Raw genomic sequence first — 20,882 nt, 5'->3', positions numbered from 1 at the left:
GTTCACATCCCTATGACACGGGTCTGCGCCGCCACCGGCATCAAGGGCGTGCCGGTGGGCGCGCAGATGGCCTGGCTGCTCATCAGCAGCACCGGCTGGCCGGCGGCGAAGACCCGGGTGGCCGCCACGATCCATTGCGCCGTCACGCAGGGCCCGTTGCCCTGCGGCGGCGAGAAGGCGCAGCCGGCCACCAGGTAGGGCGCGGCCTGCGTCGTCACCGGCTGTCCCGAAACCAGCACGCGCGGCACCGGCGCGCTGGGCGTGGCCTGGCCGCCATGCGCGCACAGGACGGTAGCGCCGAGGTGGAGGAGGGGGCCGGACATGCTTGGCGCTCCTAGACGATGGTGAGGGCGCCGGCGTTGATCGTGACCGTGGGACCGGTCATCACGATGGACGCGCCCTTGCCGTTCTGGATGTAGATGCCGGTGTCGTTGACGATCAAGGTGGCACCGGTCGCGCTCTTGAGCATGATCCCGCCGCTGGGGCCGGGCAGGTCGCTGATGGTCAGGCCGTTCTGCAGCGGCGTCTGCATGGTGATGGCCTGCACGGCCGGTGGCGTCAGCCGCGCCAGCGCCGGCACCTCGGCTGCGCTACCCCAGAAGCAGCCGACCCAGATCGGGTGGTCGATGTCGCCCTGCTCGTACTCGATCCACACGCCCGAGCCGATCATCGGCAGCGCGAACATGCCGTTCTGGATGCCGGCCACCGGCACGCAGGSCATGGCCCAGGTGGACGGCATCACGCCGCCGACGTCGGGCACCTGCACCATCAGCCGGCCCATCTGCATCGGGTCGATGTTGTTGAGCACCATGCCGCGGTACTTGCCGTAGAACTTCTCGGGCACTTTCGCTGCTCCTTCAGACGGGGACCTTGGGCGTGATCGACACCAGCCCGTTGCGCGTGAGCTCGAAGCGCTGCTTGAACTCGCCGCGCTTCAAGGTGCTGGTGACGCTGTTGACGTAGTACAGCCCGTCGTAGGCGATGCCCACGCCGCGCACGCCGACCAGGCCGCGCGCCTTGAGTGGCCGGCCGTAGCGCAGCACGTCCAGCGTGCCGCTGCCGCTCACCGAGTCCTGCGACTTGGCGGCTTCCGCGAGGCCGGCCGAGATCGCCCGCATCGGGCTCATCTTGGCCGTGTCCTTCATGAACTTGATGTTGGAAAGCGAGGTGGGCAGCGCGCCCAGCGGCGGCTGCAACGGGTTCAGGTTGGGGATCGGAATCGGGATCGGGACGCGGGTGAGCTGGTTCTGGATGAACACGATGGGCAGCACGCCCTTCTCGGGTTCGAAGCTGAAGCTGAGCGACTCGACATTCGTCAGCGCGTCCATGTCGACGTTGAGCGCCGGCTGCGGCACACCCACCTTCAACTCGGGCCCGAAGTAGGCGATGTTGGTGCCCGGCGTCGAACCCGGCTCGACATAGAACACATAGCCCACCTGGCGCGCCAGTTCCTGGATGTAGGCCAGGTCGGTGCCCTGCTGCGCCGGAATCTTGTCGACTGGGATCTGCACGTCCGGGAACAGCACCGGGATGATCATGGGGATGAGGCCGAAGGGCGCGTATTTGGCGCACAGCAGCGCCACGCGCCCTTCCACCGGCACGGCGGGGAAGGGCAGGCCGCTCCAGTCCTGCTTGTCCATCGCCTTGGTCACGTCCTCGCCGGTCACGACCAGGCTGCCGGGCTGGCCCTGGCCGCCGGGCTGCACCTGCACGTTGGTCATCACGCCGTCGAACAGCGGCTGCGGCTGGCCGTTGAGCGTCATCACCAGCAGCACGCGAAGTGCCGGCGTGACGGGCGTCGAGTTGACGCCGGCCAGGAGGAAGATGGTGTTGAGTTCCGAGCGCGCGCTGATCGAGAACTTGAGCTGGAATCCGCTCGCGCTGCCGGTGGCGGTTCGCACTTCCACACTCTCGAGCGCGTCGGTCACCACGCGCGGCACCGGGATCGGCACGATGGGGCCGATCATCAATGTGAGCTGGATGCCCTTAGCGAACATCTCCTGCTCCGGGCGGGGCGGGCACGCCCTCTGGCAGCGTGATGGCCAGTGGGCGGCCGACCTCGGCCACCAGCGCTTCGGGCAGCATCGCGCCATTGGCGTCGGCCAGGCGCCAGTTCTGCTCGGCCGCGCCCAGGTGCTGCGCGGCCAGGGTGTCGAGCCGGTCGCCGGCCACGATGGTGGCCGTGGCGAGCCGCGCGAAGTTCTCCGTCGGCGGCAGGAAGCGCCGCGTGACGAACACCACCTGGCGGCCATCCGGCAAGGTGGCCTGCGCGAGCGGCAGGCCGTGGTAGCGGCYGTCGGGCGCGAAGGCCGGTTGCGCCAGGCCGTTGGCCTGCATGAAGGCCTGGATCGGATCGACCATCACGAGATTCCTCCAATGCCGAGCGTGGAGAACGACACTGGCTGCACCTTGGCCGCCAGCTTCTCCTTGCCCTGCAGATAGGTCATGAACAGCGACCCGCCCTTGGACGAGAAGCCCAGGTCGTCCACCGACAGCACGCGCAGGCTGAACGAGACCTTGGCGCGGATCGGGTTGAGTGCGGGGTCGAAGGCTTCCTCGGTGATCGAGAAGTCGGCCAACTTCACCGGCACGATGCGGCTCTTGCCCCAGACGAAGAGGATCAGCGGCGCCAGCATGGGCGCAATCTCCAGCGTGCCGGAGTTGGCCTGGCTGTCCACCCGCTGCAACTGGGTCGAGCCCGGAGACAGCAGCGACTCCAGCACCGCGAGCTGGGGCGCGATGCCATGGGCAATGGTGCTGGCGTTCTGGTCCGGGAACTCGAGCTGGTCGGTGGCGTCGATGTCGGCTTCGAAGCTGATGGTCTCCACCGGCGGACCCTTGAAGCGCGTGGGCTCGGCGCGGTCGGCAGCGTCGCCGCCGGTGGTCTGGGCCTGCAGCTTGCGGGTCAGCGAATCGGCGTTGTATTGCAGCGAGATCACGCGCTGCACCTTGGCCGACTCGGGGTCGATCAGGACCAGGCCGCCCTTGATGAGTTGGGGGGAGTTGGAGAAGCCGGTCATTTCTTCTTCCCAGGCTTGGCGCCGCCGGGCTTGGAGCGCGGCACGACATTGGCATCGGGCTTTTCGCCCGACAGGCAATGGACGTAGTTGGCCCACGCGTCGGCCGATTCGAAGACGCCGGGCGACTCGCAGTCAAAGATGGGGAAGTAGCTTTCCGTGCCGTCGGCGTTGCCGACGCGCTGCAAGTGCGCCATCTCGTGGATCAGGGTGCGGATGCGGCTCTCGTCCGTGGTGCCCTTGGCGGAGAAGGCCGCGCACAGCACGATGGGCTGGCGAAAGCCGCGCACATAGCCCGCGCGGGTGCCGCATTCCGGATCGCCCGGGCCGGCCACCTTGATGTCGGCCGTGCCGACGCCACCGCCCATGCCGCGCAGCACGTCGCTGATCTGCTCCATGTTGGGGTCGGCCCAGTCGAACTTGATGCGCGCCAGCGCCTTGGCTTCCATGAGCGCCTCGGTGCCCTCGACGCCGCTGGCGCGGAACAGGGCGCGCTGCGTGCGGATCGCGGCAGCACGGCGGGCGTCGTCGATCAGCTTCTTCTGCGTCTTGTTCGGCTCCACTGGCGGCACGACCTTGGCCGGTGGCGGCGTCTTGTCCTTCGTGTCGCGCTGCAGCCCCTGGGCCTGCCCGCCCGCCTGCTGCACCACGTGGGTCAGCTCGTGCGCCAGCAGGCCCCGTCCCTCGGCGGTCTGTGGCGCGTAGCGCCCGGCCGCGAACGCGATGTGCCGGCCTGCGGTGTAGGCATTGGCCTGCACCTCGCGCGCCGAGGCGTCGGCACGTGCGTCCGCATGCACGCGCACTTGCGAGAAGTCGTGGCCGAGGCGCCCTTCCATGTCCTGGCGCAGGCCGGGTTCCAGCGCGCTGCCGGGCGCGGCCAGCGTCTCGTCCACACTGACCGGTGTCTCCATGGCACCGGCGTCGGGCGCCGCGCTCAGGCGCTGGATTCGCGGCGTCGCCCGGCCGTCCACGCCAGGCGAGGCCGGGCCGACCCGCACCTGCTGCGCCACGCGGTCCGCCTCGCGCTCGTAGACATCGTCGGCAGCGCCGACGGCCAGCTGGGTCTGCAGCCCCAGGATCTTCTTGCGCGCGCAGTCCGGACAGCTGCCGGCCAGTCCGGCCGCGGCGCCGCAGGCGCACTTTCGCTGCAGGCGCAGGGCCGGTCCTGGGGACCGGGACGCTGGCTTGCGGGAGGCAGGGCGGTGCAGTGGCATGGCGCGCCTTTCAGGGCTTGAGGGCGGAGACGACCTTGAGCGCCTCGGCTTTGGACCCGGCCGACTCGGCCAGGTCGTCCGAGACGCCGAAGAACACGTCGGGCTGCGGGAACTTGGCATTGACGGCTTTCATGGTGATGCGCTCAGAAATGCCAGGTGAAGGTGCCGCCGACGTAGTCCGACGGCCGCTTGGTGGGGTCGGTCTCGTCGCCCGGGGCCAGCACCTTCCTGGCGCCGAACTCCACGCTCACGCGCGGCACCTGCTTGCACTTGGCCTTGGCCTCCTCCACAGCGCCGTAGATCTCGCCGATGGCGCTGGCAATGTCGATCGCCTTGCCCAGCTTGTCGTCCGGCACCGCGGTCTCGAACTCGCGCGCGGCCTTGTTGAGCTTCTCGCCGGCCGTCTTGATCTTCTCGCGCGTCTCGCCGGGATCTGCGGCGTTGCAGATGGTGGATGTGGTCTCGATCACGAGGCCGCCAGAGGCCACGGCCGCGCCGCTCTTGGGTTCGACCTCGGCCCCGCCCTTGAGTCCCACGCGAACGTGGGGCAGACCGTCCAGCATGATCTGCAGGCCGAACTTGGCCGGCACCTCGTACGACAGGTCGAGCGTGAGCTTGTAGCCCTTGCGCAGCGCGAACGGCAGCTTGGCGCGCACCTCCTTGGGCAGCGACACCTTGACTGGGCCGAATTCGAAATCGAGGTTCAGCGACGGGCCGGCGGCCGGCTGTTCGGGCGGCAGCTCGGGCCCGATGCCGGGGTTGGGCGGCCGCAAGGGCAAGGGCTGCGCGCCGCTCTTGCGCACCGCCACCTCGACCTGGCCATGGGCCGAGGCCGAGAACGCGGTGGCCGACTCCAGGTCCACGCTGGCCGCGTCCACGCCCAACTGGCGCAGTGCGTCGCGCACCTGGCGCATGCGGCTGTTCAATTGCGCGCGCTCGCTGTCCTGGCGCGCGCTGCTGCTCTGGCTGCCCTCGGTCAGGCTGGCCGAAAGCCGCACGCGCGCCTCGGGCTGGGCGCGGCTGGCGGCGGCGATCTGCGCGAGCTTGGGGTTGTCCTTGGTGAGGGGCTCGCCGGGCTCGAGCGCCACGGCGGTCAGCGTCTGCGGCAGCACGCCGAACAGCGGCAAGGGCGCGCTCTCGACCGGCGAGAAGGCGTCGGCCGCGGCCTCGGGTTGGGCCTGCGGCGCCGGCGGCGCGCCGCCCAGGCCGTGGGCCGCCACGGAGCGCCCCTGCAGCAACTGGTCGGCCGCGCCATCGGCGCGGGCCTCGGCGTCGCCCGTGGCGGAGCCGCCGCGCGACTGCTGCAGCACATGCGCCAGTTCGTGTGCCAGCAGGCGCTGGCCGGCCGCGTGTTGCGGTTGCCAGCGGCCGGCGCCGAAGACGATGTCGCGACCGAGCGTGTAGGCGGCCGCACCCATCGCCCGGGCCGAGGCGGCCGCGCCGGGGCCAGCATGGATGCGCACGGCGCTGAAGTCCGCGCCGAAGCGCCGTTGCGCGCCTTCGCGCAGCGGTGCCGGCAGGGCCACTCCGGCCTCTTCGGGCGGGCGGGCAGCCTGCGGACGCACGGCCACATGCGCCACGTCGGTGCGGCTGGCGGGCAGGAGTTGGCGGCGCGTGTCCATGGCGGGTCTCAGATGGCCGGCGGCGCCGGCCACCAGTTCTGGTGCACGGCCCGCGCGAACGCCGCGTGGCGGGCCGCCTGGGCAGCGTCCAGACCGCCATAGGTCTCGTAGGCCGCGGCCAGCAGCGCCTCGGTGCGGTCCTCGATGCTGGGCAGTCCGGCCCAACTGGGGCACAGGCGGATCTGGTCGCGCGCGGTCGCCGCGCCGACGATGGCGCCGATCGCCGCGCCCAGGGCCATGCCGATCAGGCCACCCAGCGCCAGCACGCCGAGGCCGGCCAGGGCTCCCGCGCCGGTGGCCCACAGGCCGATGGCGCCGCCCAAGCCGCCGGCCAGGCCGACCCCCGCGCCGATGCCCATGCCCGTGAGCGCGCCTTCGCCGGCACTGGTGGTCGCGCCCTTGTAGGCATGCCGGCTGGCACCGCATTCGGCCGCGGGTGTGTTGTCGCAGCGCACGTCCAGGCTGGAGCGCAGGCGCACCACCATGCTGCCGAGCACGCGCCGCGCCGTGTTGCGCGTGGCCGGCGTGGCATTGCCCAGGTGCGTGGTGAAGAACGGCGCGCTGGCGTTCAGCATGGCCTGGTCCGGGTCGTTGGCGATGACCTCGGCGTCGCGGTTCCAGCGCTGCGCGCGCGCGATGGCCTGGCGCACCAGCGGCGCATTGCGGCTCGAGCAGTCCTGCGTCCGGTCTTGCGGTGGCGCGCCCTGCACCGGGCGCCCGCTATCGACTTCGCTCACGAACATCGTGTAGGACTCGGCATTGTCCAGCGCCTCGGCCGTGCTCAGCTGCGGCAGCAGGCGGTCGTTGCGGTAGGCGCGGTCGCTGATGTCCAGTCCGGCCAGCGCATGCGCCATCTCGTGTGTCAGCGCCTCGATGCGCCAGGGCAGACTGCCGGTGAAGAACGCGGGGCAGAACACCAGTTCGCTGTCGTTGCGCACGTAGGCGCCGCTGTTGGCGCAGGAGGCGTCGCCGGCGTCGTGGCATTCGACCGGGAAGGGATCGCGCGTGACCATGTCGGTGCGGATGCCGGCGATGCGTTGGCGCACCGTGCCCGCCAGTGCGGGGTCTGCGCGTCGGAAATGCCGCGTCAGCGCGGCGGCCACCGCCTGGTTGGCGGCATCGGCCGGAGCGGCGATGTAGGCATCCAGCCGGTTCAGCGTGCGCTGCAGCCGGCTCTGAGCGCCATGCACCGCGGGTTCGATGGCATGGTGCTGGTCCAGCGTGCAGCCGGGCGGCCCCGTCGGTGCGTCCACCGTGACGGTGGTTGCACCGGCCGCCTGCCGCGCCAGCGCCGGCGCGCGCTGCACGGCGAACAGGGGCTGGGCCGTGTGCAGCCGCGCGGCGTTGTATTCGGCCTCCTGCTCGGCCGGGTCCGCGTCGCCTGATGGCGTGGCCGCGGCCAACGCCGTGCGCTGCTGCACCACATGGGTCAGCTCGTGCGCCAGCAGGCGTTGGCCGGCTGGCGAAGCCGGGTCGTAGCGGCCGCGCGCGAACACGATGTCGCCCCCGCTGGCGAAGGCGTGGGCGTTCTGCGCGCGGGCCGTGGCCGCGGCGCTGTCGCCGGCATGAATGCGCACGTCGCCGAAGCCGTGGCCGAAGCGGCTTTCGAAGAAGCGGCGCGTCGTGCCGTCCAGCGGCTGCCCGGGCCCGAAATCGCCCGGTGCGCCCGCGTCGGGAAGGGCCGCGGGCCCGATGCCGAACAACTGGCGACGCTGGCAGTCCTCGCACTTCGGCCCCAGGTTGGAGGCCGCCTGGCCGCAGGCGCACTTGCGCTGGAGCACAGCGCGCCGGCGCGGCTGGGCCTGCGGTGCGGCGAGTGCGAGGGCCGTGTTCATGAGGGGCCTCCGCCCGGCGGCTTGGCCGGACCGGGCACGCCCGCGACGCGCGCGGCGACCGCCCGGCCCAGGGCAGGGGCATCCGCGCCCTGCGGCAGGTGCACCCGGCCGGCCTGCAGCGCGTGCATGCTGCGCTGCGTGGCCAGCGTGCCGGCGCCGCCCGGACCCAGCAGGCTCTGCAGTTCGGCCTGCAGCGCGGCGGAGACGGCGGCGGCGTCGCCGCGGTCCACCCCGCGCAGCACCAGCCGGTCGATGTGCAGCACGATGCGCCTCATGGCCACACCTCGGGCGCTGCCCAGGGGTTGCAGGCCGTGCCGCCCGACGGTCGACTGCTGCCCAGGTGGGGGAACGCTCTCATGCCCACCCCCGCGTTTCCGCATCCGAATACGGCTTGTCGCGCTTGGCCGCATCCAGTTGCGCGGCCTGCAGCAGCGTGGCCATGCCGATGGGCGTGCCGGCCTCGGCGGCCAGGAAGGCAGCCGCCAGCGCGATGTTCCGGATGGTGCCGCCGGCCACGTTCAGCCGCGCCAGCTTGGTGAAGTCGATGTCCGCGTCCAGCGGTGCGCCGGCCGGGAACACGGCCCGCCAGATGCCCTCGCGCTGCGCCTGGTCCGGGAAGGGGAAGTGCACGACGAAGCGCAGTCGGCGCTGGAACGCGCTGTCCAGCGCCGCCTTGTGGTTGGTCGTCAGGATCGCCAGRCCGCCATAGGCCTCCATGCGCTGAAGCAGGTAGCCGACCTCGATGTTGGCGTAGCGGTCATGGCTGTCCTTCACCTCGCTGCGCTTGCCGAACAGCGCGTCGGCCTCGTCGAACAGAAGGATGGCACCGGCTTCCTCGGCGGCGTCGAAGACCTTGCGCAGGTTCTTCTCGGTCTCGCCGATGTACTTGCTGACCACGGCCGACAGGTCGATGCGGTAGAGCGCCAGGCCGAGTTCGGAGGCGATGACTTCGGCGGCCAGCGTCTTGCCGGTGCCACTGTCGCCCCAGAACAGCGTGGCGATGCCCAGCCCGCGCGCGCTCTGGGCGGCGAAGCCCCATTGGTGATGCACCGTGAGCCGGTGGCGCGCGTGGCTGGCGATCTGGCGCAGCACGGCCTGCTGGGCCTCGGGCAGCACCAGGTCAGAACCGCGCGCCCGCGCATCGATGCGCTGGGCGAGGCCGGGCATGCCATGGGCGGGGCCTCGGCTGGCCTCGTGCAGCGCGGCGGCGTCGGCAGCCGGATCGTCGCCGCGTGCCTGCGCGGCAATTTGCTCGATGCGGCGCGCGCCGAGCCGGTACTGGGTGGCCAGCGTGTCGACCACCGTTCCCAGCGCCGCAGCCTTGCCGGCCAGTGCGGTCTGCCATAGCTGCAGGCGTTCAGGGGCCTCGGGTCGCGCGATGTGCTGGCGCCACTGCGGCGTGCCGTCCAGCGCCAACTCGTGTCCGATGACGAAGACGAGGCCGTCCATCCGTTCCAGCAGGCGCGTCACGGCCCCCAGTGCCTCGTGCTCCTCGCAGTGGATCAACAGGCCGCAGCCCAGCAGCGCGGCTTCGCGCGACCACAGCGTGGCGAAGGCCGCCTGCTCGGCGGCGGCCACGGGCAGGTCCACCGTGCGCAGCCGGTACAGGCCGGCGCCCAGTCCGGCGGCGACGGCGACGGCCACGTCAAGCTGGCCGGCGGCATCGTCGCCGTCGAGCACGACGGCGGGCAGGCGGCCGGCGGTGCCGCGCAACCGAGCCAGCAATTGCGCGACCGCGGACCTTTGGTCCCGCCCCATGACGCCTGCAGGCGGCTGCGGCTGAAGCAGCGCATGAAGACGATGGTCCAGCGCGTTCAGCCCGGCGATGAAGTGCAGCACGCGCTCGTCCATGCGAAGCCGTCCGCCGCTGATGCCGGTGGTTTCGTCGATCTCCAGCAGGCGCCAGCGGCGCAGCGCTTCGTGCGGCGCGATGGCGCTCCAGTGGGGCTGCGGCAGCACGGCCAGCGCCAACCCGAAGCTGGCCCAGGGACGATGCGTCTGGCCGTTGGCATCGGCGCACAGCGCGGCGATGCGCGCGTCCATCTCGACGCCGGCCACCAGCAGCAGCAGGTCGCGCTCGAACGCGCTGAGCCCGAACAGCGAGCACAGCGTGTCGATCGCGGCCGGTACCGGCATGGCAGCGCGCAGCGCGGCGGCTTCGGCCTCGACCGCATCCTGTGTGCCTTCGCCCAGCAGGGCAGCCAGCCGCGCGAACTCCGCCACCAGCACGCGCTGGTTGGCGCCGCTCCAGTCGAACAGGCGGTCGGGTGCGTTCACGTGATCTCCACGGTGCGGTCCAGAAAGCGTGGCAACTCCGGCGGCTCGAAGTCCATGTCGATGATGGGACTGTCGATGTCGTCGATGCGCAGCCGCGCCAGGTGCACGCCGACGGCCGCGTTGGGGATCACGAAGACCAGCGAATTCGGTGTGGCACCGGCCGTTTGCGGCGGGACTTCGGCCGCGCCCAGCACCAGGACAGCGCGCTGGCCTGCGTGCAGGTCCGGCGTGAACTGGATCGTGACGCTGGCCGAGCCGTTGCCCGCGCGCGCCACGGTCTGCGGCAGGTTGGTGATGCGCGGCGCCAGTGTCAGCAGCAGCGGGTGGGTCTCGTGCAGCCGGTCCTCGTTCTGCGCATCGGGCCTGGTCAGGCGCACGCTCACGCGGTACACGCCGGCCGGCAGCTCGGCCTGCTGGCCGGCCAGCGAGAAGGCGGCCACGGTCGCGGCGGGGCGGTCGGGCGCCTCGGCCAACACCGGCAGCATCCGTGTGATGTCGAAGCGGTCGTTGCGCAGCCAGGCTTCGCGCTGGCTGCCGTCCAGCAGGCTGCCCGAAAGCGCCACGGTGTCGCCGATGGCCGCCACCGGCTGGCCCAATGGCGGCACGGCACTCACGAGCACCGGCACGCCGGGCCGCAGGCTCGACTGCACGGCGATGCCGGTCTCGCGTCCGGTGCCCGCGTCGATGCGGCCGCGCGTGAGCACTGGCAGCGGCGTGCGCGCCGGGCGCTGGGCCTGGATCAGCACCACCGAGGCGCTGTAGGCCATGCTGGGGCGCAGATGGCTTTGTGTCGCGGTCCAGAGCTTGGACATCTCTTCGTTGTTCAGGTGCTGCGGCGCGATCTTGATGAGTTCCACCTGTTCGGCCAGGCCCGAGTCGGACAGCGCGCGCAGCGCCGGCGGCAAGGTGGCGCCGGTGGCGGGCGAAGGGTTGAGCGCCGTGCGGATGGCCTCGCGCGTGAGCACCGGCGTCTCGTGCAGCAGCTGCATGGCATAGCCCAGCAGGATCTCGGCATGCAGCTCGCCCGCGCTGTAGGCCGAGAGCAGGTAGTGCAGATCCAGCGCCAGCGGTGGGTTCGTGAGCCGTGCGCGGCCGGCGCCATCGCGCGAGGGCAGGGCTTCGTTGCGCCACCCGCTGTTGGGCGCCACGCCATACAGGAACAGGTTGAGCTGCGAGGCCTCGGTGCCACCGGTGGGCACCACGCGGTCGGGCGCCAGCAGGCTGACGGTGACGCTGGAGCCCAGCACGCCGGTGACGTTGCGGTTGACCAGCCCGTCGTTGAGCAGGTCGCGCAGCACGGCGCTGACGCCGGCGATGGCCAGGGCCGTGCTCATGGCTTGCTCCTCGCGGCGAGGTAGGCGTCGAGCGACACCGGCTGGGTGCGCTCGCGCGGCCGGGCCTTGGGGCGGGGCGCTTCGTGCAGAGCCGTCACGTCGATGCGGCCGATGTGGATGTGGACTTCGGTCTCTTGGTTGGCGACGGACTGCGGTGCCGGCCGGAGGGCGAAGGCTGCCGGGCTCCGCACGGTCTGGGCCAGGGGCGCAGCGTGGCCTCCGGTGCTCGGCCGGGTCGGCAACAGCGGCGCAGGGTCTTCGTGGTGGGACCGGGGCGGCGGTGACTGCGTGCGCGCGGGCGTGTGGAGGAGCGCGAGAGACGGGATGCCCGAGGCCTTGCCCGCAACAGCGGACGCGTCGGGCGCATGCCTCGGCGGTGCCGTGGCCGCCGGCATGAGCGGCGACGGGGACTGATGGGCCTGAGGCAACTGCGGCTGCGGCATCGCAGCTGCGGCCGCGGGCTGCGGCCGCCCGGGTTCAGCTGCGACGACCGGGATTTGCGCGCGTGGCGCCACGGCTTGTCGTGGGACGGCTGCGGCGGAAACGGCCGATTCGGGTCGAAGCCGACCTGGCGCGCGGCTTTCGGGCGCAGCCGCATCCACCAGCGGGGGTGCCTGGTCCTGCGCCTGTTCCAAGCCGGCCGCACCGAACGGCAGGCGCACGTCCGATCGCACTGTCCAGCCCGTGCCGGCGGCGCGTGCGGCCAGGCGGTGCAGCAGGCCTGTCATGCAGCCCCCGCCATGGCCAGGTAACCGGCCCGTCGCGCCGGCGTCAGCGCCAGGATCTGCGCCTCGCTCCAACCGTAGGCGCTGGCCAACTGATGCACCTCGTGCAGCAGCACCTGCGCGCGCACCTCGATCTCGTCCCACAGCAGCTGGCCGGCGTCCACCTGCACCAGGTCCGCATGGCCGCAGGCCACGCACTGCAGGGCCAGCGCCAAGTCGGCCTGCGGGTCCAACGCATCCAGCCGTTCTTCGACGGCCTGCAACATCGCATCGTCCACCTGCGCGGCATCGCCGGCCAAGGTGCAGCGCGCCAGCAACTGGCGCGCTGCGCGTTCGGCATCCGCCTCGGCCGCCACGGCCGCCAGGTCGCGCAGGCTGGGCGCACGCAGGCGCAAGCCGGCGACCTCGACGTCGCACGAGGTCGAATCGCTGTCAGGGACGGATGCAAGCAACTCGCGCGCGTCCAGCGCAAACGCCAGCCGTTGGCCGCAACGCGGGCAGTCTGCATGTCCGTCGATCTGCGGGCCGAAGCAGGCCGCACGCAGCGCCAGCAAACTGGCGTTGACCTCGCCCAACGGCAGGTCGACGATGCCATCGGCAGGCCAGTCGGGCCGGGCAGCGGCTGCCAGCAGCGCGCTGCGGTCCAGGGCATGGCGGCTGACGCCGCGCTCCCACAGCGACAGCAGTTCGGAGCCGGCCAGCGCGCGCATCGTCGCCTTCCGTGCGGGGTCGTTCAGGCGGGCTCGTTGAAGGTGGGCTCGGAGGGTTCGACCACGTCGTAGTCACGCTCCCAGCCCTCGTTCTCGAGCTTCAGGGTCTGGATCGCGACGGCGTTGGCGTTGGCATCCAGGTCCGGCAGCGCCTGGTATTCCGACACCCAGCAGCGGAACACCTTGTAGGCGATGGCGAGCTGACCGGCCTCGTTGTAGACCTCGATGATCAGGTCCTTGCGGAAGTTGGCCAACGACACCTCGGCACCCAGCCCGGAGCCGAAGTTCCAGACCTTGTTGGCCCAGCGTTCGAACTCGACGTCGTGGGTGACGCCGCGCTCCAGCGTGATGGCCTCGAACTTGGTGCGGCCCGGCGACTTGCGCGTGGACGACGGGTCGCCGCCCTCGCGGTGCTCCACCGGCTCGGTGCTGCGCTTGAGCGCGCCGACCTTGGAGATGCCGGCCACGTAGCGGCCGTCCCACTTGACGCGGAATTTGAAGTTCTTGTAGGGGTCGAAGCGGGTGGCGTTGACGCTGAACTGTGCCATGTCGTTCTTCCTCGATCAGGTTGGAATCTGGCCGGCCATCTGCTGGATCTTGATGACGACGAACTCGGCCGGCTTGAGCGGCGCGAAGCCGACGATCACGTTCAGCACGCCCAGGTTGATGTCGGCTTGCGTGGTGGTCTGGCTGTCGCACTTGACGAAGTAGGCGTCGCGCGGCGAGTTGCCCTGGAAGGCGCCCTGGCGGAACAGGCCCTGCATGAAGGCGCCCAGGTTCAGGCGCACCTGCGCCCACAGCGGCTCGTCGTTGGGCTCGAACACCACCCACTGCGTGCCGCGGTACAGGCTTTCTTCGAGGAAGAGCGCGAGCCGCCGGACCGGCACGTACTTGTATTCGTCCGCGCTGGCATCGGCACCGCGCAGGGTGCGCGCGCCCCACACCACGCGGCCGTTCACGCCCATGGAGCGCAGGCAGTTGATGCCCAGCGGGTTGAGCTGGCCGTTCTGCAGGTCGTTCAGGTTGACCTGCAGGTCCTGCACGCCGTTGAGCCCGGCGTCGAGCCCGGCCGGTGCCTTCCAGACGCCGCGTGCGACGTCGGTGCGCGCCATGATGCCGGCCACCGCGCCGCTGGGCATGAAGGTGTCGACGCGGTTGTCGCGCAGCGGGTCCACCATGCGCAGGCACGGGTAGTACAGCGCCGCGTTGCGTGGGGCCGTGCCGCTGAAGCCGAGCGCGTTGCGGCCGGCCTGTGCGTTGGAAACAGCGCTGGCCGCGGAGGCGCCCCAGGCGGGATCCGGGTCGACGATCAGCATCGCGCGGCGTTCCACGCACATCGCGAGCGCGCCCTGCCAGACGTTGGCCGGCACCGGGGTGTAAGTGGACGGCAGGGCAGAGGTGTCACGCGCCAGTGGCGGGATCACCAGCAGGTTGAACAGGTCGACATTGGCCAGCGCGTGGATGCCGGTGCGGCTCGCAGCGCTGCCCAGCACGTCGTCGGCGCGCAGTGGCGGCCCGTCTTCGCCGCCGGTGGCAACCACCCAGTTGGGCGTGGGGCTCGGGCGCGCTGCCGGCACCGCGCCCAGCGCCCGCACCAGCGTGGATTCGCGCTCCAGCACCAGCGGCAGGTAGCGCGGGTTGACGAGCGTCGTGGAGACCGAGCCGATGGTCTCGAACACGTATTCGTCGCGGTCCTGCCGCGGCTGGAAGCGCAGGATCAGGTTGAAGCGCGTGGTGTCGGTTCCAGACAGGCTGTCGGTGTCGTAGTCCACCTTGGCCGAGAGTCGCTTTCCCCAGGCGCCCACGCTGGCGGCCGTGAGCGTCAGGCCCGTGGGCAGCGTGAGGGTTGCAGCCGCAGCAGCCGCAGCTGGTGCTGGGGCTGGCGCCGGTGGGGGCGCGGGCGGGGGCGGTGGCCCGGGTGGCCCGGGTGGCGCAGGCGGAGCCGCCGTGCCGACGACCCGCACCACCAGCGCCAGCGCGCCGCCGTTCATGTAGAAGTCGCGCACCGCATAGGACATGGGACAGTCCGCGACCAGGCCGCCGAACCGGCGCTCGTAGTCTGCGAAGCTCGTCAGCATCACGGGTTCGCCGGTAGGGCCGGAGGCGGCCCGGCCGACGAAGGCCGTGATCGACGTGGCCACACCGGTCAGGGTGCGCACGCCGCTGGGCACTTCCTCCACGTAGACGCCTGGGTAACTCAGGGCACTGGGCATACATCCCCCAATTCATCATCAATTGACGATCAAGAGCCTGGCGGCTCCACCTGCAATCCCTCGCTGCCCGCCCGCCGGGCGGGCGGCGCGGTACACCGTCTGGCCGTCCGGACCGCAGACGCACTCGACCTCACCATTGCCCACCAGTGCGACCAGTGCCGCACCGACGACATCGGGCGAAGACCACACCATCCGCGGCTGCAACCACCAGGCTGCGATGCCCGCGATCGTGTCGCAGGCCCGCGGATGCGCACGCATGTAGCGGCGCAGGTCTGCGATCGCTTCCGTCACCGCATCGATGTCGTCGCGCCGGGCCATCCGAGAGCACCCCCCACGCGCTGCTACTTGCAGCAAGCGTGCCATCCGCATCGCGAGTGCAAGTACTTGATTTGATTGGGCTTTGTTGCGAGGGCTTTGACGTCGCTGTGCATTCGAAAGCACAGGCTTCGTCGCGCCTCGGGCCACTGCGCGCCCCGTTCCCCGAGCGTCGTCCGCAGCGATCGCGGGGTGTGTCGGAGCCGACACGGGTGTGCGAGCGTTGACATGGTGCGCGCGAGCGGTACGCAGTCTCCTTCCACCGGTGGGTGGATGGATGCGGGAGCGGGGAGGGGAGGGGAAGCGGGCCTAAGCGCTGCCGATCGAGTGCGCTTGTGCCTTGACGCCGTATTTCTTGACAAGACGGCTCAGCGAAGCTCGTTCGATGCCAGTCAGCCGCGCGGCCTCGCTGATGTTGCCGTCGGTGCGTGACAGCCAGTCCTCGATGAATTCGCGCTCGACCAGGTCGGCTGCCGCGCGCTTGGCCGCGCGCAGCGAATGCCCGAGCGTGCCGGCGGCGTGCACGGCGGCGACGTCGACCTGGGCCAGTTCGGGCGCGCATCGCTGCAGGTCGGCCAGCCCGACCTCGAGCCCTTGGCAGACCACGTGGGCCTTGAGCAGCACGTGTTCCAGCTGGCGCACATTGCCCGGCCATTCGTAGGCACGCAGCAATGCCAGTCCCTGATCGCTGATACGACGTGCCAAACCACTGGTCTGCCGCGCCGCCTTGGCCAGCAGATGCGGCACCAGCAGGGCCAGGTCGTCAAGCCGCTCGCGCAGCGGCGGCAGATTGACGCGAAAGGCGTCCAGCCGGTACAGCAGGTCGTCGCGGAAGCTGCGTGCCGCCGCCTTCTCATGCAGGTCGACGTTGGAGGCCGCGACGATGCGCACGTCTGCGTGGTGCAACTGGCTGCCGCCCAGCGCGCGGTAGCTGGAGTCCTGCAGGAAGCGCAGCAGCACGCCCTGTCCGCGTGGCGACAGCGCTTCCATCTCATCCAGGAACAGCGTCCCGCCCTCGGCGAGGTGTACCAGTCCTTGGCGCGCATGACTGGCGTCGGTGAAGGCGCCGCGGGTGTGGCCGAACAACTCACTCTCGACCAGCGTGTCGGGCAGCGTTGCGCAGTTGACCGGGATGAAAGGGCGGTGCCGGCGCTGGCTCTGGTAGTGAACGGCGCGCGCGACCAACTCCTTGCCGGTGCCGGTTTCGCCGGCGATGAGCAGCGGCGCGTTCCATGCAGCGTACAGCTTCACCAGCTCCATGGCTTCGCGAAAGCGAGGGCTGTGGCCGACAAGATTCTGCGCCAGCGCCGCGCCAGCGTCGTTGCAGCCCTCGTCTTCCGAACAAGCTACCGTCTCCGGGCATGAAGAGTTGTTGGTGTGCATTCGGTTTCCCTCCTCCATCTGTTGCCCTGGCCAATCCCGGAGTCGCTCACAGATTGGCGGAATCCTTCGCGGGCCAAGACAAGCCTGTGGTGTGTTCGCGTCCTCCCGGATCGAGTGGTCGGCCACATGTCATGACTTTGGACAGCACACGCCTATGTTCCCTCGCATGGCCATGGCGGACCGGTGCGCAAGGTCCCGGGCCTCGGTAGCGCAAGGACCCGCCAACGCCGCGTGACCCCACACGGTGGCGCGAACCACGTCGGCGCTGACTGCCCCGTGCAGCATCGTGTTCGCTGCAATCCCGAATCCAGCACCAGACCCACCGACACGATTCACCGCGAATCCAACGAAGCGCGCCCATCATCCGTCGACAGCTTGAATCGCGCATCTATCAAACGAACTAGTGGCGTGAGAAGACGCTGAACGATGAACATCCCAGCCAGACTCGCGGACATGACGGACGAATGAAGAAGTTAAAACTTTCGACTGCGCGATGCGCGGCCTTCGCCGCATCTTTGCAAGGTCGATGCGAAGCGACCTTGCGTTCTTGCCCCACGAAGGGCTCGATGACAAAGGAAACGATGGGCCATCAAAAGCTTGAGCCCACGGGCGGAACGATGCAGCAGCGCCTTGTTGACACCGGTCGTATGCACCAACCGCGCGAAGGTGGAGGGCGGCTATCGGGAGGCCATGAAAGAACTGGGGTACTCGGTGCCGGAGAAGCAATCCGAGGACTACACCCAGCGGATCCAGGCGGAACGAGCCGCATGGGCAGAGCGGGTCAAGCTCGCGGACTTCAAGCCGACCGAGTAAGCGGCAACGAATCACGGTCCCGCAGGCTGCGCTTTCGTCGGCGGCGGCCCGCGGGCACCAGTTCGCGGACGTGCCTCCTATATGAGCTCGGCGATTGCTTTTCCCATTTCCAGCGTGGTGGCCTTGCCACCGAGATCGCCGGTGCGCGGCCCGTCCCTGAGCACCTTCTCGATGGCCGCGAGAATCGCGTCGTGCGCCTCGCGCTCACCGAGGAAATCCAGCATCAGTGCGCCCGACCAGATCATCGCGATCGGATTGGCGATGCCCTTGCCGTAGATGTCGGGCGCCGAACCGTGGACGGGTTCGAACAGCGACGGGAATTTCCGCTCCGGGTTCAGGTTGGCTGACGGCGCCAGTCCGATCGTGCCGGTGCAGGCCGGCCCCAGGTCGGACAGGATGTCCCCGAACAGGTTGCTCGCCACCACCACATCGAAGCGCTGGGGTTGCAGCACGAAGCGCGCCGTGAGGATGTCGATGTGCTGCTTGTCCACCTTCACATCGGGAAAGCCCTGGCCCACGGCGTCGGCGCGACCGTCCCACCAGGGCATGCTGATGGCGATCCCGTTGCTCTTCGTTGCCACGGTCAGGTGCTTGCGGGGGCGTGACTGCGCGAGCTCATAGGCGTACCTGAGCACGCGGTCGGTGCCGAAGCGGCTCATCACCGTCTCCTGCACGACGATCTCACGCTCGGTACCCTCGTACATGATCCCGCCGAGGTTGGTGTACTCGCCTTCGGTGTTCTCGCGCACGATGTAGAAGTCGATGTCACCGGCCTTGCGCCCGGCGAGGGGACACGGCACGCCTTCGAACAGGCGCGCGGGGCGCAGGTTGATGTATTGGTCGAACTCGCGGCGAAACTTCAGCAACGAGCCCCACAGCGACACATGATCGGGGACGGTGTCGGGCCAGCCGACCGCGCCGAAATAGATGGCATCCTGCGCTTGGAGCTGTGACTTCCAGTCCGTGGGCATCATGTCTCCATGCTGCCGGTAGTAGTCGCAACTTGCCCACTCGATGTTCGTGAACTGCAGGTCGAAGCCGAATCGGCTCGCGGCCTTCTCCAGCACCCGATGGCCCTCGGGCATGACCTCCTTGCCGATGCCGTCGCCAGGAATGCTGGCGATCTTCAGTGTCTTCTTGTGGCTCGTGCCCATGATGCTTTCTCTGGTTGAAGTTCAGTAAGCCGCGCCGCCGGCCGCGCTCATCGCGCTTTCGGTACCCAGCCCAAAATCGCCTGCCAGGCGGCGCGCGCCCTGGACCATCAGCGTCACGTCGATGCCGACGGCGACGAAGGTGGCGCCGAGTTCCAGGTAGTGGCGGGCCAGCTTGGCGTCGCCGGTGAGGGTGCCGGCGGCCTTGCCGCTGGCGACGATGGTTCGGATGGCGTGGTCGATTGCCGCCTGCACCTCGGGGTGGCCGGGCGCACCGCGATGGCCCATCGAGGCGGCGAGGTCGGCGGGCCCGATGAACACACCGTCGACGCCATCGACCGCGCAGATGGATGGCAGATTGGCCAGCGCCGTCCTTGTCTCCGCCTGCACCAGCAGGCAGACCTCGTCGTTGGCGGCGCCGAGGTAGTCGCGCCGTGCTCCCCAGCGCGAAGCGCGCGCCACGGCGGCACCGACGCCGCGTATCCCCTCGGGCGGATAGCGCGTCGCGGCCACCAGTGCCTTCGCCTGCTCCGGCGTGTCCACCATCGGGACGAGCAGGTTCTGCGCGCCGATGTCGAGCAGTTGCTTGATGAGCGCCGTGTCGCCGGTCACGGCGCGCACCACTGGCTGCGCCGGGTAGGCGGCCACTGCCTGCAGTTGGGCGAGCGTGCTGCGCACGTCGTTGGGCGCATGTTCGCCGTCGATCAGCAGCCACTGGAATCCGGCCGTGGCGCAGGCCTCCGCCGCGTAGGGCTGCGCCAGAGAAAGCCAAAGACCGACCTGCGCTCGCCTGGCGGCGAGTGCCTGCTTGAATGGGTTGTTCATCGCGTCGTGCTCCGCTCAGTCGAGCTGGCCCTGGCACACGTACTTGGTGTGCAGGTAGTCGTCGATCCCGTGCACCGAACCTTCGCGGCCATAGCCGGATTCCTTGACGCCGCCGAAGGGAGCGGCCTCCGCCGCCAGCGCGCCCTCGTTGATGCCGACGATGCCCGATTCCAACGCGTCCGCGACGCGCCAGATGCGACGCGCGTCGGTCGAGTAGAAGTAGGCGGCCAGCCCGAATGGCGTGTCGTTGGCCGCGGCGACCACTTCGTTCTCGGTCTCGAAGCGGGTCAGGGCCGCCACCGGACCGAAGGTCTCTTCGCGCGCGCAGGCCATGGTCGAGTCGGCGCCCACCAGGACGGTGGGTGCGAAGTAGTGCATGCCAAGCCGCGGCAGACGCTCGCCGCCGGCCAGCACCTTCGCCCCGCGAGACACCGCATCCTGAACATGGCGCTCGATCTTCTCGACCGCGCGTGCATTGATCATCGGCCCGATCTGCGAGGCCGGGTCACTGGCCGGCCCGACCTGGAGGGCGCCGACGCGCGCTGCCAGTTTGTCGGCGAAGGCGTCATGCACCTTGCCCTGCACGAAAATCCGGTTCGGGCAGACGCAGGTCTGGCCGCCGTTGCGGAACTTGGAGGCCATGAGACCCTCCACGGCGGCATCGAGATCCGCGTCCTCGAACACGATGAAGGGCGCGTTGCCGCCGAGTTCGAGCGAGAGCTTCTTGAGCGTATCGGCGGAGCGCCTCGCCAGGTGCTTGCCCACCGGTGTCGAGCCGGTGAAGGTGATCTTGCGCACCCGCGCGTCGTCGAGCCAGGCGTCGACCACTTCCGGCGTCTTCTCGCGCGAGGCCGTGACGATGTTGACGACACCTGCGGGCACGCCGGCTTCCTCTGCCAGCCTCACGAGCGCGAGCGACGTGAGCGGCGTGTCTTCGGCCGGCTTGCAGACGACGGTGCAACCGGCGGCGAGCGCGGGGGCAATCTTGCGTGCGATCATCGCGGCCGGGAAGTTCCATGGCGTGATCGCCGCGACCACGCCCACCGGCTCCTTCATGGCAAACATGCGCCGACCCGGCACCGGCGCGGGGATGATCTCGCCGTTCATGCGGGTGGCTTCCTCGGCGAACCATTCGATGTAGCTTGCCGCATAGGCGACCTCGCCCTTGCCTTCGGCCAGCGGCTTGCCCTGCTCGAGCGAGATGAGCGTGCCCAGGTCGTCCAGGTTCGCCATGACCAGATCGTTCCAGCGCTTGATGATCTGGGCGCGTTGCTTGGCCGGGACCTTGCGCCACGTGGCAAAGGCCTGGTGTGCAGCGTCGGCGGCCGCGCGCGCTTCTGCGGCGCCCGAATCGGGCACCTGCGCGATCAGCGCGCCGGTGGCCGGGTCGGTGACGTCGAGCTTGCCGCCGGTGGCTTCACACCATTGGCCTGCGATGTAGTTGGCAC

Annotated in this window: 22 protein-coding genes; 1 reads left to right on the top strand and 21 read right to left on the bottom strand. The window is 70.1% G+C overall.

Annotated elements, in window-relative coordinates; all coding sequences use genetic code 11:
* Positions 1–2 precede the first annotated feature (2 nt).
* The 18 genes from AC1D2K_RS03145 to AC1D2K_RS03060 all read right to left on the bottom strand — a co-directional run bounded on the left by AC1D2K_RS03145 (position 3) and on the right by AC1D2K_RS03060 (position 16,645).
* Positions 3–323, bottom strand: coding sequence for a hypothetical protein (locus AC1D2K_RS03145; protein ID WP_478086246.1), 321 nt, complete (start codon positions 321–323; stop codon positions 3–5).
* Positions 324–334: 11 nt separating this feature from the next.
* Entirely contained in the window at positions 335–844 is a 510-nt protein-coding gene (locus tag AC1D2K_RS03140; RefSeq protein WP_478086245.1) for a phage baseplate assembly protein V, read from the bottom strand.
* A 13-nt stretch (positions 845–857) separates the two neighbouring features.
* Positions 858–1,997: a hypothetical protein gene (locus AC1D2K_RS03135; RefSeq protein WP_478086243.1), complete on the bottom strand. Its 1,140-nt coding sequence runs from the start codon at positions 1,995–1,997 to the stop codon at positions 858–860.
* On the bottom strand, positions 1,987–2,361 hold the full coding sequence (locus AC1D2K_RS03130; protein WP_478086241.1) for a LysM domain-containing protein: 375 nt from the start codon (positions 2,359–2,361) through the stop codon (positions 1,987–1,989). The genes AC1D2K_RS03135 and AC1D2K_RS03130 overlap by 11 nt, the downstream gene beginning before the upstream one ends.
* The gene (locus tag AC1D2K_RS03125) at positions 2,361–3,020 is read right to left on the bottom strand and encodes a CIS tube protein (RefSeq protein WP_478086239.1); all 660 of its coding nucleotides are present in this window, start codon (positions 3,018–3,020) and stop codon (positions 2,361–2,363) included. The genes AC1D2K_RS03130 and AC1D2K_RS03125 overlap by 1 nt, the downstream gene beginning before the upstream one ends.
* Complete coding sequence (locus AC1D2K_RS03120; RefSeq protein WP_478086238.1) at positions 3,017–4,231, bottom strand: eCIS core domain-containing M35 family metalloendopeptidase; 1,215 nt, start codon at positions 4,229–4,231, stop codon at positions 3,017–3,019. The genes AC1D2K_RS03125 and AC1D2K_RS03120 overlap by 4 nt, the downstream gene beginning before the upstream one ends.
* A 10-nt stretch (positions 4,232–4,241) precedes the next feature.
* Positions 4,242–4,364 carry a hypothetical protein gene (locus AC1D2K_RS03115; protein WP_478086237.1) on the bottom strand — a complete coding sequence of 41 codons (123 nt, stop codon included), beginning with the start codon at positions 4,362–4,364 and terminating at the stop codon, positions 4,242–4,244.
* A 10-nt stretch (positions 4,365–4,374) separates the two neighbouring features.
* Positions 4,375–5,853 carry an eCIS core domain-containing protein gene (locus tag AC1D2K_RS03110; RefSeq protein WP_478086236.1) on the bottom strand — a complete coding sequence of 493 codons (1,479 nt, stop codon included), beginning with the start codon at positions 5,851–5,853 and terminating at the stop codon, positions 4,375–4,377.
* An 8-nt stretch (positions 5,854–5,861) separates the two neighbouring features.
* Positions 5,862–7,688 carry an eCIS core domain-containing protein gene (locus AC1D2K_RS03105; protein WP_478086234.1) on the bottom strand — a complete coding sequence of 609 codons (1,827 nt, stop codon included), beginning with the start codon at positions 7,686–7,688 and terminating at the stop codon, positions 5,862–5,864.
* Positions 7,685–7,963 carry a hypothetical protein gene (locus tag AC1D2K_RS03100; RefSeq protein ID WP_478086233.1) on the bottom strand — a complete coding sequence of 93 codons (279 nt, stop codon included), beginning with the start codon at positions 7,961–7,963 and terminating at the stop codon, positions 7,685–7,687. The genes AC1D2K_RS03105 and AC1D2K_RS03100 overlap by 4 nt, the downstream gene beginning before the upstream one ends.
* A 79-nt stretch (positions 7,964–8,042) precedes the next feature.
* Complete coding sequence (locus AC1D2K_RS03095; protein ID WP_478086232.1) at positions 8,043–9,965, bottom strand: ATP-binding protein; 1,923 nt, start codon at positions 9,963–9,965, stop codon at positions 8,043–8,045.
* Positions 9,962–11,299: a Pvc16 family protein gene (locus AC1D2K_RS03090; protein ID WP_478086231.1), complete on the bottom strand. Its 1,338-nt coding sequence runs from the start codon at positions 11,297–11,299 to the stop codon at positions 9,962–9,964. Before AC1D2K_RS03090 ends, AC1D2K_RS03095 begins: the two co-directional genes overlap by 4 nt.
* The gene (locus AC1D2K_RS03085; protein WP_478086229.1) at positions 11,296–12,027 is read right to left on the bottom strand and encodes a hypothetical protein; all 732 of its coding nucleotides are present in this window, start codon (positions 12,025–12,027) and stop codon (positions 11,296–11,298) included. The genes AC1D2K_RS03090 and AC1D2K_RS03085 overlap by 4 nt, the downstream gene beginning before the upstream one ends.
* Complete coding sequence (locus AC1D2K_RS03080; protein ID WP_478086228.1) at positions 12,024–12,734, bottom strand: hypothetical protein; 711 nt, start codon at positions 12,732–12,734, stop codon at positions 12,024–12,026. Before AC1D2K_RS03080 ends, AC1D2K_RS03085 begins: the two co-directional genes overlap by 4 nt.
* A 23-nt stretch (positions 12,735–12,757) precedes the next feature.
* On the bottom strand, positions 12,758–13,282 hold the full coding sequence (locus tag AC1D2K_RS03075) for a phage tail protein (RefSeq protein WP_478086227.1): 525 nt from the start codon (positions 13,280–13,282) through the stop codon (positions 12,758–12,760).
* A gap of 15 nt (positions 13,283–13,297) precedes the next feature.
* Entirely contained in the window at positions 13,298–14,947 is a 1,650-nt protein-coding gene (locus tag AC1D2K_RS03070; protein ID WP_478086225.1) for a phage tail sheath family protein, read from the bottom strand.
* Between the two features lie 18 nt (positions 14,948–14,965).
* Positions 14,966–15,265 (bottom strand): hypothetical protein, encoded by a 300-nt coding sequence (locus tag AC1D2K_RS03065; RefSeq protein ID WP_478086223.1) that lies wholly within the window; start codon positions 15,263–15,265, stop codon positions 14,966–14,968.
* Positions 15,266–15,571: 306 nt separating this feature from the next.
* Positions 15,572–16,645 carry a sigma 54-interacting transcriptional regulator gene (locus AC1D2K_RS03060; RefSeq protein ID WP_478086222.1) on the bottom strand — a complete coding sequence of 358 codons (1,074 nt, stop codon included), beginning with the start codon at positions 16,643–16,645 and terminating at the stop codon, positions 15,572–15,574.
* A gap of 633 nt (positions 16,646–17,278) precedes the next feature.
* Between AC1D2K_RS03060 and AC1D2K_RS03055 the strand changes: the two genes are divergently transcribed.
* Positions 17,279–17,458 (top strand): hypothetical protein, encoded by a 180-nt coding sequence (locus AC1D2K_RS03055; protein WP_478086221.1) that lies wholly within the window; start codon positions 17,279–17,281, stop codon positions 17,456–17,458.
* 77 nt (positions 17,459–17,535) lie between these two features.
* Here the strand turns inward: AC1D2K_RS03055 and AC1D2K_RS03050 are convergent, their stop codons facing one another.
* The 3 genes from AC1D2K_RS03050 to AC1D2K_RS03040 form a co-directional block, all read right to left on the bottom strand.
* Entirely contained in the window at positions 17,536–18,612 is a 1,077-nt protein-coding gene (locus AC1D2K_RS03050) for a tartrate dehydrogenase (RefSeq protein ID WP_478086219.1), read from the bottom strand.
* 21 nt (positions 18,613–18,633) lie between these two features.
* Entirely contained in the window at positions 18,634–19,434 is an 801-nt protein-coding gene (hpaI, locus tag AC1D2K_RS03045) for a 4-hydroxy-2-oxoheptanedioate aldolase (protein ID WP_478086218.1), read from the bottom strand.
* A 15-nt stretch (positions 19,435–19,449) separates the two neighbouring features.
* Positions 19,450–20,882 (bottom strand): NAD-dependent succinate-semialdehyde dehydrogenase (locus AC1D2K_RS03040; protein WP_478086217.1); only part of this gene is annotated, 1,433 nt, incomplete at its 5' end.

The sequence above is a fragment of the Variovorax sp. P1_H12_2 genome (assembly GCF_056405335.1).
The sequence above is the reverse complement of the archived record's forward strand: the minus strand, read 5'-3'. Positions and strand labels throughout refer to the sequence as shown.

What these genes read in the sequence shown, in the direction of transcription:
- AC1D2K_RS03145 (WP_478086246.1), bottom strand. Translation starts at nt 323, where the DNA reads ATGTCCGGCCCCCTCCTCCACCTCGGCGCTACCGTCCTGTGCGCGCAT.
- AC1D2K_RS03135 (WP_478086243.1), bottom strand. Translation starts at nt 1,997, where the DNA reads ATGTTCGCTAAGGGCATCCAGCTCACATTGATGATCGGCCCCATCGTG.
- AC1D2K_RS03125 (WP_478086239.1), bottom strand. Translation starts at nt 3,020, where the DNA reads ATGACCGGCTTCTCCAACTCCCCCCAACTCATCAAGGGCGGCCTGGTC.
- AC1D2K_RS03120 (WP_478086238.1), bottom strand. Translation starts at nt 4,231, where the DNA reads ATGCCACTGCACCGCCCTGCCTCCCGCAAGCCAGCGTCCCGGTCCCCA.
- AC1D2K_RS03115 (WP_478086237.1), bottom strand. Translation starts at nt 4,364, where the DNA reads ATGAAAGCCGTCAATGCCAAGTTCCCGCAGCCCGACGTGTTCTTCGGC.
- AC1D2K_RS03110 (WP_478086236.1), bottom strand. Translation starts at nt 5,853, where the DNA reads ATGGACACGCGCCGCCAACTCCTGCCCGCCAGCCGCACCGACGTGGCG.
- AC1D2K_RS03105 (WP_478086234.1), bottom strand. Translation starts at nt 7,688, where the DNA reads ATGAACACGGCCCTCGCACTCGCCGCACCGCAGGCCCAGCCGCGCCGG.
- AC1D2K_RS03100 (WP_478086233.1), bottom strand. Translation starts at nt 7,963, where the DNA reads ATGAGGCGCATCGTGCTGCACATCGACCGGCTGGTGCTGCGCGGGGTG.
- AC1D2K_RS03090 (WP_478086231.1), bottom strand. Translation starts at nt 11,299, where the DNA reads ATGAGCACGGCCCTGGCCATCGCCGGCGTCAGCGCCGTGCTGCGCGAC.
- AC1D2K_RS03085 (WP_478086229.1), bottom strand. Translation starts at nt 12,027, where the DNA reads ATGACAGGCCTGCTGCACCGCCTGGCCGCACGCGCCGCCGGCACGGGC.
- AC1D2K_RS03080 (WP_478086228.1), bottom strand. Translation starts at nt 12,734, where the DNA reads ATGCGCGCGCTGGCCGGCTCCGAACTGCTGTCGCTGTGGGAGCGCGGC.
- AC1D2K_RS03075 (WP_478086227.1), bottom strand. Translation starts at nt 13,282, where the DNA reads ATGGCACAGTTCAGCGTCAACGCCACCCGCTTCGACCCCTACAAGAAC.
- AC1D2K_RS03070 (WP_478086225.1), bottom strand. Translation starts at nt 14,947, where the DNA reads ATGCCCAGTGCCCTGAGTTACCCAGGCGTCTACGTGGAGGAAGTGCCC.
- AC1D2K_RS03065 (WP_478086223.1), bottom strand. Translation starts at nt 15,265, where the DNA reads ATGGCCCGGCGCGACGACATCGATGCGGTGACGGAAGCGATCGCAGAC.
- AC1D2K_RS03060 (WP_478086222.1), bottom strand. Translation starts at nt 16,645, where the DNA reads ATGCACACCAACAACTCTTCATGCCCGGAGACGGTAGCTTGTTCGGAA.
- AC1D2K_RS03050 (WP_478086219.1), bottom strand. Translation starts at nt 18,612, where the DNA reads ATGGGCACGAGCCACAAGAAGACACTGAAGATCGCCAGCATTCCTGGC.
- hpaI (WP_478086218.1), bottom strand. Translation starts at nt 19,434, where the DNA reads ATGAACAACCCATTCAAGCAGGCACTCGCCGCCAGGCGAGCGCAGGTC.